This window comes from Streptomyces sp. NPDC085927 (genome assembly GCF_044540975.1).
GTDB classification, from domain to species: domain Bacteria; phylum Actinomycetota; class Actinomycetes; order Streptomycetales; family Streptomycetaceae; genus Streptomyces; species Streptomyces hirsutus.
The window spans coordinates 116,258-128,046 of the sequence record NZ_JBITSN010000006.1 but is presented as its reverse complement, the minus strand read 5'-3'; the positions used below and the strand labels follow the sequence as shown (position 1 = coordinate 128,046).

Below are 11,789 nucleotides of genomic sequence, written 5' to 3'. Positions count from 1 at the left end.
GCCTCCGGACTCCGGCCGAGTGAGAACGACCGGAATGACGAGGCGAGGCAAAAAGCGGTGAACGTGCTGGACATCCTGTTGCTGGTCGCCGCCGTGTGGTTCGCGGTCGTCGGCTACCGCCAGGGCTTCGTCGTCGGCATTCTGTCGGTGATCGGGTTCCTGGGCGGCGGTCTCGTCGCCGTCTACCTTCTCCCCGTCATCTGGGACGTCCTGACGGACAACGCGGAGGTCGGCACGGCCGCCGCCGTCGTCGCGGTCGTCGTCGTCATAGTCTGCGCCTCCGTCGGCCAGGCCCTGACCACCCACCTCGGCAACAAGCTGCGCCGTTACATCACCTGGTCCCCGGCCCGGGCGCTCGACGCCACCGGTGGTGCCCTGGTCAACGTCGTCGCGATGCTCCTGGTCGCCTGGCTGATCGGCTCGGCCCTCGCGGGGACGACCCTGCCGACGCTCGGCAAGGAGGTCCGCCAGTCCAAGGTGCTGACCGGAGTCTCCCGGGCGCTGCCCGACCAGGCGGACACCTGGTTCGCCGACTTCTCCTCCGTCCTCGCGCAGAACGGTTTCCCCCAGGTCTTCAGCCCCTTCGCGAACGAGCCGATCACCGACGTCCAGCCCCCCGATCCCGCTCTGGCCGGCAGCCCGGTGGCCGGCCGCGCGCAGCGGTCCATCGTCAAGGTCATGGGCACCGCCCCGCAGTGCGGCAAGGTCCTCGAGGGCACCGGCTTCGTGTTCTCCGAGCGCCGCGTGATGACCAACGCGCACGTCGTGGGCGGCGTCGACGAGCCGACCGTACAGATAGGCGGCGAGGGCAGGAAGTACGACGCGACGGTCGTCCTCTACGACTGGAAGCGCGACATCGCGGTCCTCGACGTCCCGGACCTGAAGGCGCCCGCGCTGCGGTTCACCACCGAGGACGCGGGCAGGGACGACGGCGCGATCGTCGCCGGCTTCCCGGAGAACGGCGCGTACGACGTCCGGTCGGCACGGGTCCGCGGACGCATCACGGCCAACGGCCCGGACATCTACCACCGGGGCACGGTCCGCCGAGACGTCTACTCCCTGTACGCGACGGTCCGGCAGGGCAACTCCGGCGGCCCGCTGCTGACCCCCGACGGCCAGGTCTACGGCGTGGTGTTCGCCAAGTCCCTGGACGACGCCGAGACGGGATACGCCCTCACCGTGGACGAGATCCAGGAGGACATCGTCAAGGGCCGCTCCGCGACCCAGCAGGTGGACAGCGACAGCTGCGCACTCTGAGCGGCGCGAGGCCTGCTACGGCCGTACGGGCACCCGTATGGCCGGTCGTATGGCCGGAGCCCGCGACCGGGTCGCCCGGAGGGGCGTATGAGAGGAGTGGTACGGAGCGGGGCGGGGACGGGTGTACGCCCAGGAGGCCCACCGGGAGCACGGCCGGGCGTACGTCCCTCGTCAGCCGCGTGGGTGATGGTGGCGGAGTCGCACCGAGACCCAGCGGGCCCGGCGGCGGAGGATATGCGGAATCCCGACCCTGAGATCCGTACCTGCCATCTCCGGTGCACCGCCTTGCTGGTGGGATCCCATACCGGCCGCCGAGCGGCGGTCGCGGCGTGCGTCACTGTAGTCGTGCGTCCAGCCCATACTCCGACCACTGCCCCCGACCCATGGTCGATAACCGCCTCGCGCAGGGCCAATTGGCCTATGCGCCAGGCAAATGGCCGTTCGTAGGACAGGTGTTCAGATCCGATGATCGGTCCTGCGTACGGAAGGCGTACGGGAGGCGAAGCGGAAGGAGCACGGAAGGGGCACGGAAGGGGGGCGGAAGGGGTGCGGAAGCCGCTCGGTGGGCTGTCAGCGGTCGGGTTCCGGGTCCTTCAGCCAGTTGATCAGCTCGGAGGAGAAAGCGGCCGGGTCCTCCTCGTGCGGGAAGTGGCCCAGCCCGTCGAACAGCCGCCAGCGGTACGGCGCTTCGACGTACTCCCCGGACCCGGCGGCGCTGCGGACGCCCGCCACGGGGTCGAGCGAGCCGTGCAGATGCAGGGTCGGAACCCGCACCGGCCGCTTCATCCGGCGGTTGAACTGGATGCCGTCCGGCCGGGCCAGCGACCGCACCATCCACCGGTACGGCTCGATCGAGCAGTGCGCCGTGGACGGGATGCACATCGCGCGCCGGTAGTTCTCCAGCGCCTTCTCCTCCGGCGGGTGGGGCCCGGACCAGTCCTGGATCAGCTTGGCCACCAGCGCCCCGTCGTCCGCGGTGAGCTGCCGCTCCGGGACCCAGGGCCGCTGGAACCCCCAGATGTGCGACATGGCGGACGACTGCCTGACGTCGGCGATCATGGCCGCCCGCCAGCGCCGCGGATGCGGCATGGACGACACCGCGAGCCGTCGTACGAGCTTGGGGCGCATCGCCGCCGCCGTCCAGGCCAGGTATCCGCCCAGGTCGTGCCCGACCAGCGCGGCGTCCGGCTCGCCGAGGGAACGGATCACACCGGTGATGTCCAGCGCGAGGTTGGCCGGGTCGTAGCCGCGCGGTGTGCGGTCGCTGCCGCCGACGCCCCGCAGGTCCATGGCGACCGCGCGGAACCCGGCGTCGGCGAGCGCCGTCAGCTGGTGCCGCCAGGTCCACCAGAACTGCGGGAAGCCGTGCAGCAGCAGCACCAGCGGCCCGTCGCCGAGCTCGGCGATGTGGAACCGTGCGCCGTTGGCGGCGACGTCCCGGTGGGTCACCTCGGCACCGCCCGGGATGTCGAGGCGTACGGCCGAGAGTGGTTGCGCCGAAGGAGTGGCGGGGTCCGTCATGAGGACGAGCGTGCCACAGCTTCGATCGCCTCGGGGATCTGGTCCCTGGGGAGTTCCGGACGCGGGTGCGGCTTGGCCTTCTGCAGTACGACCGCCGTCTCCTTCATCGAGGCGGCGACCTTCTGCGGGCCGCGGCCCTTCTTGGCCTTCTTCGCGAAGACCGTCCCGATCAGGGCGAGGACGAGCGCGACCAGCACGTTCGCCGCGAACGACAGCAGGAAGCAGAGGGCCAGGTTCCAGTCGCTCCAGGTGTGGATGCCGTAGGCCAGGGCGAAGCTCAGCATCGGCAGGGAGAACAGCAGGACGAGACCGGCCAGGGTGAACAGTCCGCCGCTCGTCGCACCTCGCTGCACATCCCGCTTGAGCTGTGCTTTCGCCAGGGCGATCTCGTCGTGCACCAGCGCGGACATGTTCTCCGTCGCCGAGGCGAACAACTGGCCGATGCTGCGTTCGGCGCCGACCGGGCTGCCGTCGGGTGCGCTCATCGCGGTCTCCCTCTTCTGCTTTCGTCCTGCGTGCCTCTGCGTACCTCTGAGTAAGGATCAGTCTGCCGCCTGACGGCCCCTGCCCGCCCCATCACCTGCGTCGGCCGCGTGTGTCCGGTTGTGTGCGTCCGACTGGCTCGGACCGGCTCCGACTGTCCTGACCTTTGTACCGTTCCGTCAGATCATGCCGGATCGCCGTGGTCCTCGCCTGCCCCGCCCGGTACTCAGGCAAGCCCGCGACGTCCCTCGCTCTTCTCCCGGGCGAGCTGCCGGTGCTCGGCGGCCTTGCGCTCGTGGATCTCCGCCATGCGCAGGTGGTACGCCGGGTCGTCCTCCTCGTAGACGTCCGGGACGCCGCTGAGGTCGTCGTCGCGGTCCTCTTCCTCGGCCAGCTTGCGGTACTTGGCGTTCCGGATCCTCAGCAGCACGGTCGCGAGGGCGGTGGCGATCAGGGATCCGGTCAGTACGGCCGCCTTGACGCTGTCCGCCGTCGACGCGTCGCCCTCGAAGGCGAGTTCGCCGATGAGCAGGGAGACGGTGAACCCGATCCCGGCGAGCACCGCCACCGCCAGGACGTCCGCCCAGGCGAGGTCGTCGCTGAGCGACGCCCTGGTGAAGCGTGTGGTCAGCCATGTACCGCCGAAGATACCGACCGTCTTGCCGACGACCAGGCCGAGGACCACGCCGAGCGTCTCGGGCTGGGTGAACACCTCCGCGAGCGCGCCGCCGGAGACCGCCACACCCGCGCTGAACAGGGCGAACAGCGGTACGGCGAGGCCCGACGAGAAAGGCCGGACGAGGTGCTCGATGCGCTCGCCGGGGGACTGCTCCTCCCCCTCGCGACGGTGGCAGCGCAGCATCAGGCCCATGGCGACACCGGCGATGGTGGCGTGGATCCCGCTGTTGTACATCAGGCCCCAGACGACCAGGGCGAGCGGCACGTACACGTACCAGCCGCGTACGCCCTTGCGCAGCAGCAGCCAGAAAACGGCCAGGCCCACCACGGCGCCGCCGAGCGCGAGGAAGTCGAGGCCGTCGGTGAAGAAGACCGCGATGATCAGGATCGCGAAGAGGTCGTCGACGACGGCGAGAGTCAGCAGGAAGGCGCGCAGCGCGCTCGGCAGCGAGGTGCCGATGACGGCGAGCACGGCGAGCGCGAAGGCGATGTCGGTGGCGGTGGGCACGGCCCAGCCGGCCAGTGAACCGCCACCGATGCCGCTGGTGAGCGTGTAGACGAGGGCCGGTACGGCCATGCCGCACAGGGCGGCGACGACAGGGAGCGCGGCGGCCCGGGGGTCGCGCAGATCACCGGCGACGAGTTCGCGTTTGAGCTCGATACCGGCGACGAAGAAGAAGACCGCGAGCAGTCCGTCGGCGGCCCAGTGCGCGACGGACAGGTTCAGGCCGAGCGTCTCGGGCCCGAAGTGGAAGTCGCTGACGCTCTCGTAGCTGTCGTGCAGGGCGGGTACGTTCGCCCAGATCAGCGCGGTGATCGCGGCGACGAGCAGCAGCATGCCGCCGACGGTCTCGGTGCGCAGCGCATCCGTGACGTAGGTCCGCTCGGGCAGGGAGAGACGGCCGAAGGCCTTGCGCGGGCCGGGGGTGCGGGGGGTGGTCACGGGGGTCCTCTGGTCGTCGGGCAGCACGAATCGTGTGCCGACCAGACTTCCCGGCGCTCCATGAGACAACTGTGGGGGACGGTTTGCTGTGGCCGTCCTTCGTGGTCACTGTAACCAACGTGCTCCGGCATCGCACGAAAGGCTTTCGATGACGGACGTCACAGAGGCACCCGGCGCGCGTACGACGCCGGGTGCCTCCGCGGCCCGCGGACGGGCCCGTGACCGGTGGACCCGAGGGGGAAACCAGGGACCCCCTTCGGGCCGGCCCCCGGGTCGCTCCCCGGGTGGTCGGTCTTCGGGTCGGTCCTCGCTTCGGGTCAGTCCTCGCTGGACGACTGGGGAAGCTTCTCCTGGATCAGATTCATCACGGTGGCGTCGGTCAGCGTCGTGACGTCCCCCAGCTCACGGTTCTCCGCGACGTCCCGCAGCAGGCGGCGCATGATCTTGCCGGAACGGGTCTTCGGCAGCTCGTTCACCGGCAGGATCCGCTTGGGCTTGGCGATCGGGCCCAGCGTGGAACCCACGTGGTTGCGCAGCTCGGCGACCAGCTCCTCGGTCTCCGCGGCCGTACCGCGCAGGATCACGAAGGCGACGATGGCCTGCCCGGTCGTCTCGTCCGCCGCGCCGACCACGGCCGCCTCGGCGACCGACGGGTGGGAGACGAGCGCCGACTCCACCTCGGTGGTGGAGATGTTGTGCCCGGAGACCAGCATCACGTCGTCGACCCGGCCGAGCAGCCAGATGTCGCCGTCGCTGTCCTTCTTCGCGCCGTCACCGGCGAAGTACTTGCCCTCGAAGCGGGACCAGTACGTGTCGAGGAACCGCTGGTCGTCGCCCCAGATGGTGCGCAGCATCGACGGCCACGGCTCGGTGAGGACCAGATAGCCCCCGCCGCCGTTCGGCACCTCGTTGGCCTCGTCGTCGATGACGGTCGCGGCGATGCCGGGCAGCGGGGTCTGGGCGGAGCCCGGCTTGGCGGCGGTCACGCCCGGCAGCGGCGAGATCATGATCCCGCCGGTCTCGGTCTGCCACCAGGTGTCCACCACGGGCGTGCGGTCCGCGCCGATGTTCTTGCGGTACCAGATCCAGGCCTCGGGGTTGATCGGCTCGCCGACGGAGCCGAGGACCCGCAGCGAGGACAGGTCGAACTTCGCGGGGATGTCGTCGCCCCACTTCATGAACGTCCGGATCGCGGTGGGCGCCGTGTAGAGGATCGTCACGCCGTACTTCTGCACGATCTCCCAGAAGCGGCCCTGGTGCGGGGTGTCGGGCGTGCCCTCGTACATGACCTGGGTCGCGCCGTTGGCGAGCGGCCCGTAGACGATGTACGAGTGCCCGGTGACCCAGCCGACGTCGGCCGTGCACCAGAACACGTCCGTCTCCGGCTTGAGGTCGAAGACCGACCAGTGGGTGTACGCCGTCTGGGTGAGGTAGCCGCCGGAGGTGTGCAGGATGCCCTTCGGCTTGCCCGTGGTGCCGGAGGTGTAGAGGATGAACAGCGGCTGCTCGGCCTCGAACGCCTCGGGGGCGTGCTCGGTGCTCTGGCGCCCCACCAGGTCGTGCCACCACACGTCGCGGCCCTCGGTCCAGGCGACGTTCTGGCCGGTGCGGCGGACGACGAGGACGTGCTGCACGTTGTCGACGCGACCGGCCGCCTCGTCCACGGCGGGCTTGAGCGCGGACGGCTTGCCGCGCCGGTAGCCGCCGTCGGCGGTGATGACGACCTTGGCGTCGGCGTCCTGGATGCGGGTCGCGAGTGCGTCCGCCGAGAAGCCGCCGAAGACGACGGAGTGCGCGGCGCCGATACGGGCGCAGGCCAGCATCGCGATCGCGGCCTCGGGGATCATCGGGAGGTAGACGGCGACCCTGTCGCCCTTCCGGACACCCAGCTCCAGCAGGGCGTTGGCGGCCTGGGAGACCTCGTCCTTGAGCTGGGCGTAGGTGATCGTGCGGCTGTCGCCGGGCTCGCCCTCGAAGTGGATGGCGACCCGGTCGCCGTGCCCGGCCTCGACATGCCGGTCCACGCAGTTGTAGGCGACGTTGAGCTCGCCGTCCTTGAACCACTTGGCGAACGGCGGGTTCGACCAGTCGAGGGTCTCGGTGGGCTCCTTGGCCCAGGTCAGTCGGCGGGCCTGCTCGGCCCAGAAACCGAGCCTGTCAGCCTTGGCCTGTTCGTACGCCTCCGCGGTGACGTTGGCGTGTGCGGCCAGGTCGGCGGAGGGTGTGAACCTGCGTTCTTCCTTGAGCAGGTTGGCCAGGCTTTCGTTGCTCACGGCATCTGCCTTTCCCGGAGTGTCCGTTGTGTCCCAGGCCACAGCTCATCAGACCCAGGGGTGCGCTGACAAGGGTCCTCGGCAAAGTGGTTTAGACCTTTTGAGTTGGCTGGCCGCTTCCGTGGCCAGGGGTCATCCCTACCCACGGACGCCGGCGCTGCGCGGTTCACCCCCGGCAGTGCCTCGTATGCCCGCAGGGCGGGTTCTCACAGCGCCAGGTCCTCGGCCCGTACCCGGTCGAACACCCGCTCTCCGGCCGCCTCGGTGAGGAGATACACCTGCGCCTCCCCCACGTGGAAGTAGAGGCCGTGGAGCGTCAGGAGCCCGTCCTTCAGGGCGCGGGCCACCGATTCGTGGGCGCGCAGGTGCTCCAATTGCTGGACGACGTTGGCCAGGCAGAGCTGCTCGGCGGTGTCGGCCGGTTCCCGCCCGGCCAGTCGCACCCCGGGCCCGCTCCCGTCCCGCACACGCTCCAGACTCGGCAGCCCGTGCCGCAGCCACCGTCCCAGCGGTGTGCGGGCACTGGAGGTGCCGTCCGGCCGGGGGTCGAGCAGCGCCTGCATCGCACCGCAGCCCGAGTGCCCGCACACCGTGATGGACCGCACCGCCAGCACGTCCACGGCGTATTCGAGGGCGGCCGCCACCGAGTCGTCACCGCTCTCCTCACCGGGTGGCGGCACGAGGTTGCCGACGTTGCGGACCACGAACAGGTCCCCCGGACCGCTGGAAGTGATCATCGAGGTGACCAGTCGCGAGTCGGCGCAGGTGAGGAACAGCTGCGTCGGCCGCTGTCCCTCGCGCGCCAGCCGGGCCAGCTCACCGCGTACCAGAGGAGCGGTGCTCCGCTGGAACGTACTGAGCCCACGCACCAGGTCGGTCCCGGTCCGGGACGCCTCCGGCCCACCGGCACTCGACACGCTCCCGGCGCGGGAGGCAGGTCCCGTGCCCGTGCCCGAGCCCGTGTCCGTGTCCGTGTCCGACGGACCGTCCCCTGTGCCGGGCCGGGTCGGCCGCCCCTCGTGACCGCCCTGTCTGCCACCGGTGTCATCGGCGGCGTCGACCTCAGGGGTGGCACCGGTGCCACCGGCGGTCCGGCTGCCGTGGCCGCTCCGGTCGTCGTCCGGTGCGGAGAGCGGGGGCTCGCACTGGTGGTTGCGCCAGGCGGTCCAGGGCCGGCAGCGGCACCCGGCGCCGGACGGCATGCCGGTCTCGTCGGTCCCGTCCGGCGTGGGAGAAGAGGTGAGGGCCGTGGGTTCGGCGATCCGGACGCCGGCTCCGGGCCGACGGCCGGTGATCTCCACCGCTCCGCTCCGGGCGGTGTACGTGTTCTGCCAGTCCTGCAGCGCCTCGTACGCCGCGTGGTCCATGAACGAGCCGTCCAACGCCACGACGCAGGTGGCCCCCTGGGGCACGAGATGCAGGGCCCGGCTGAGTCTCGGCACTGCGAGGAACGTCAACTGCCCTCGTACGTGTACGTGATGGACTCCTTCCTTCACCTCGTGCGTGATCCGGGTGTGGGTGAGGCGGTGCAGGGCCACGCCCACGGCGACGGCGATCCCCAGGGCGACGCCCTCCAGGACCCCCGCGAACACCACGCCGGCGGCGGTCACGGCGTAGACCAGGGCTTCCCGGTGGCGGGTCACCGTACGGATGTGGTGCAGGGAGACCATCTGGATGCCGACGGCCATCACCAGGGCGGCGAGTGAGGCCAGCGGGATGAACTCCAGGACCGGAACCATCAGCAGCGCGGCGACCACTACGAGAACGCCGTGCAGCATCGTGGAGTTCCGGCTCACGGCACCGGCACGCACATTCGCGGAACTGCGCACGGCCACCCCGGCCACGGGCAGGCCGCCGAGGCAGCCGGAGGCGATGTTCGCGGTGCCCTGGCCGAGCAGTTCGCGGTCCAGGTCGGAGCGTGGGACGTGGCCCGGGCCGGGGCGGCGGGACACCAGCTTGTCCACGGCGACCGCGCCCAGCAGCGACTGCACGCTGCACACCAGCGTGGTGGTGAGCACGGCGGCGACGAGCCCGAGCACGGGCCCCTCGGGGAGCCCGGCGAGTGCGTGGCTGCGCCAGGACGGCAGGTCGACCTCGGCCAGGACGAGACCGGTCGCCGCGGCCGTCGCGGTGGCCCCGGCGACGGCGACGAGGGCGGCAGGGACCGTGCGCAGCAGGCGCCCGGCCCGCCCGGGCAGCTTCGGCCACAGCAGGAGCAGGGCGAGGGTGAGCACGCTCACCGCGACGGCCGCGGGGTCCACGTTCGCCAACTGGGCGGGCAGCGCCCGGAGGTTGTCGGGGACGGAGCTCTGCGGGGTGCCGCCGAGGACGATGTGCACCTGGGCGACGGCGATGGTGACGCCGATGCCTGCGAGCATCCCGTGCACGATCGCCGGGCTGACGGCGAGCGCGCCGCGGGCCACTCGCAGGCAGCCCAGCCCGATCTGGGCGAGCCCGGCGAGGACGGTGATGGCACAGGTCGTCCGCCATCCGTACTGCTGGATGAGATCGGCGGTGACGACGGTGAGCCCCGCGGCCGGACCGCTGACCTGGAGCGGGCAGCCGCCGATCCGTCCGGCGACGACCCCGCCCACGGCGGCGGCGACCAGGCCGGCCTGGAGCGGCGCGCCGGTGGCGAGGGCGATGCCGAGGGACAGGGGCAGGGCGATCAGGAAGACCGCGACGGCGGCCGACAGGTCCGCGCCCGCGATGCGCAGGCGGCGGGGCCGGCCTGGCGGACTGTGCGGTGGACTGTGGGGCGGATGGGCGCGTTCGGGCCGGTTCGGCTCGGCGGTATGGGTGGGAACACAGGCTGGCATGCTTCCCGTCTCCTCCGGGGCTGCGCGGTCGGGGAAAGGGGCGCCCCGCTCGGGAGCGGGAGCGGGGGCGGACGTGGCCGGGGACACGGCGTCGGCACGGCGTCGGGACGGCGTCGGGACGGCGGGATCCGGCAACGACGGGTGTGGCAACTGCGAGGTCTGGTAGCGGCGGAATCAGGGGCGAAATCGAGGATGGGATCAGAGGGCGGACGGGACCGGTCAACGGCGATGAGGCGTCTCGATGACGAGGGATCCCAACTGTCAGTAAACGGATCGTAATTCAGAGTAAAGGGCAGGCATAGACTTTCCCGGCAAATGGGGTAATGAATCACCTTCGTGGGTGAAGCAGCTATTTCATCGGCTTGTCGTATTAATTCCTTCTCGGCCCCCGTGCGACTTTGGCGGCGCTGCCGGCGCGGGCCGGCACAGCACCTGACATCCCCGCCAGGGTTGGCCCGAGAGAAGGAAGAAGGTGGGCGGGCATGGCCGCCACCCGAAGGATCGCCGTGGGCACCGTGATCACAGCGGTCTGCGCCGCCTCGCTCGCCGGCTGCGGAACCGGCACCGACGGCTCCGGGAAGGAGTCGTCCGGTGTCGAGAAGGTGAACCCGGCGCCGGCACCGGAGAGTGCGGTCCGGCTGATCGGCGACGGCTCCACCGCGTACACCGGGGCGCAGCCGCACCTGACGAAGCCCGAGCGGCTGAAGCCGGGTGAGAAGCCCCCGCAGTTCGTCGTCTTCTCGTGGGACGGTGCGGGTGAGGACAGCCAGAAGCTCTTCTCGCACTTCCGCACGGTCGCCAAGGAGAACAACGCGACCATGACGTACTTCCTGAGCGGCGTGTACATGCTCCCGGAGGAGAAGCGCGACCTGTACCGCCCGCCGCAGCACTCGCCGGGCCGTTCCGACATCGGCTTCAACGACGCGGAGGGCATCGCCGCCACCGTGGAGCAGCTGCGCCTCGCGTGGCTGGAGGGCAACGAGATCGGCACCCACTTCAACGGCCACTTCTGCGGCGCCGACGGCGGGGTCGGCGAGTGGTCGGTGGCGGAGTGGAAGGATGAGATCGCCCAGGCCAAGTGGTTCGTGAAGGCCTGGAAGACGCACACCGGCATGAAGAACGAGGCCCCGCTGCCCTTCGACTACGACAAGGAGCTCATCGGCGCCCGCACCCCCTGTCTGGAGGGCCAGGAGAACTTCACGAAGGCCGCGAGCGAACTGGGCTTCCGCTACGACACCAGTGGCGTCAACAACCAGGTGTGGCCGAAGAAGAAGCAGGGTCTGTGGGATCTGTCGCTGCAACTGGTGCCGTTCCCCGGGCACTCCTTCGAGCAGCTCACCATGGACTACAACTTCATGGTCAACCAGTCCGGCACCACCACCCAGGGCGACCCCGCGAAGCACGACCTGTGGGGCGACCAGATGCGGGACGGCCTGCTCGCGGGCTTCCAGCGGGCCTACGACGGCAACCGGGCGCCCCTGATCATCGGCAACCACTTCGAGTCCTGGAACGGCGGCACCTACATGCGCGCCGTCGAGGAGACCGTCGAGGCGGTGTGCACCAAGCCCGACGTCCGCTGCGTCTCCTTCCGGCAGCTCGCGGACTGGCTGGACGCCCAGGACCCGCAGACCCTGGAGAAGCTGCGCACCCTGAACGTGGGCGAGAGCCCGAAGCAGGGCTGGAAGTCCTTCTTGTCCGCCGCCCCCGCTCCGGCCCCCAAGGGCGTGCCCGGGGCGCCCGCGCCGAAGGGGTGAGCGGCGGCCTTCGGCGCGGCTTCCGCCGGAGGCCCGGCGTGAAGAAGGCCACTCCGTCGGG

The 11,789-nt window shown here is 70.7% G+C and carries 8 protein-coding genes; 2 read left to right on the top strand and 6 right to left on the bottom strand.

What is annotated here, in order from left to right:
- Positions 1–57: 57 nt before the first annotated feature.
- Positions 58–1,257 carry a MarP family serine protease gene (locus ACIF80_RS17800; RefSeq protein ID WP_399805522.1) on the top strand — a complete coding sequence of 400 codons (1,200 nt, stop codon included), beginning with the start codon at positions 58–60 and terminating at the stop codon, positions 1,255–1,257.
- A gap of 171 nt (positions 1,258–1,428) precedes the next feature.
- Here ACIF80_RS17800 and ACIF80_RS17795 read toward each other — a convergent pair whose 3' ends face one another.
- From ACIF80_RS17795 to ACIF80_RS17770, 6 genes are all read right to left on the bottom strand, one after another.
- Entirely contained in the window at positions 1,429–1,617 is a 189-nt protein-coding gene (locus ACIF80_RS17795; RefSeq protein WP_399805520.1) for a hypothetical protein, read from the bottom strand.
- A gap of 210 nt (positions 1,618–1,827) precedes the next feature.
- Entirely contained in the window at positions 1,828–2,778 is a 951-nt protein-coding gene (locus tag ACIF80_RS17790) for an alpha/beta fold hydrolase (protein ID WP_399805518.1), read from the bottom strand.
- Positions 2,775–3,263 (bottom strand): phage holin family protein, encoded by a 489-nt coding sequence (locus tag ACIF80_RS17785; protein WP_399805516.1) that lies wholly within the window; start codon positions 3,261–3,263, stop codon positions 2,775–2,777. Before ACIF80_RS17785 ends, ACIF80_RS17790 begins: the two co-directional genes overlap by 4 nt.
- 224 nt (positions 3,264–3,487) lie before the next feature.
- Positions 3,488–4,882 (bottom strand): Na+/H+ antiporter NhaA, encoded by a 1,395-nt coding sequence (nhaA, locus tag ACIF80_RS17780; RefSeq protein WP_399805514.1) that lies wholly within the window; start codon positions 4,880–4,882, stop codon positions 3,488–3,490.
- Positions 4,883–5,199: 317 nt separating this feature from the next.
- Positions 5,200–7,197, bottom strand: coding sequence for an acetate--CoA ligase (gene acs / locus ACIF80_RS17775; protein WP_399805512.1), 1,998 nt, complete (start codon positions 7,195–7,197; stop codon positions 5,200–5,202).
- A 164-nt stretch (positions 7,198–7,361) separates the two neighbouring features.
- Positions 7,362–9,974 (bottom strand): bifunctional SulP family inorganic anion transporter/carbonic anhydrase, encoded by a 2,613-nt coding sequence (locus ACIF80_RS17770; protein ID WP_399805510.1) that lies wholly within the window; start codon positions 9,972–9,974, stop codon positions 7,362–7,364.
- A gap of 482 nt (positions 9,975–10,456) precedes the next feature.
- On the opposite strand from ACIF80_RS17770, the gene ACIF80_RS17765 reads away from it, so the two are divergent.
- A complete protein-coding gene (locus ACIF80_RS17765) occupies positions 10,457–11,728 on the top strand; it encodes a hypothetical protein (RefSeq protein WP_399805508.1) in 1,272 nt (423 codons plus the stop codon).
- Positions 11,729–11,789 lie beyond the last annotated feature (61 nt).

What these genes read in the sequence shown, in the direction of transcription:
- ACIF80_RS17795 (WP_399805520.1), bottom strand. Translation starts at nt 1,617, where the DNA reads ATGGGCTGGACGCACGACTACAGTGACGCACGCCGCGACCGCCGCTCG.
- ACIF80_RS17770 (WP_399805510.1), bottom strand. Translation starts at nt 9,974, where the DNA reads ATGCCAGCCTGTGTTCCCACCCATACCGCCGAGCCGAACCGGCCCGAA.
- ACIF80_RS17765 (WP_399805508.1), top strand. Translation starts at nt 10,457, where the DNA reads ATGGCCGCCACCCGAAGGATCGCCGTGGGCACCGTGATCACAGCGGTC.
- ACIF80_RS17785 (WP_399805516.1), bottom strand. Translation starts at nt 3,263, where the DNA reads ATGAGCGCACCCGACGGCAGCCCGGTCGGCGCCGAACGCAGCATCGGC.
- ACIF80_RS17790 (WP_399805518.1), bottom strand. Translation starts at nt 2,778, where the DNA reads ATGACGGACCCCGCCACTCCTTCGGCGCAACCACTCTCGGCCGTACGC.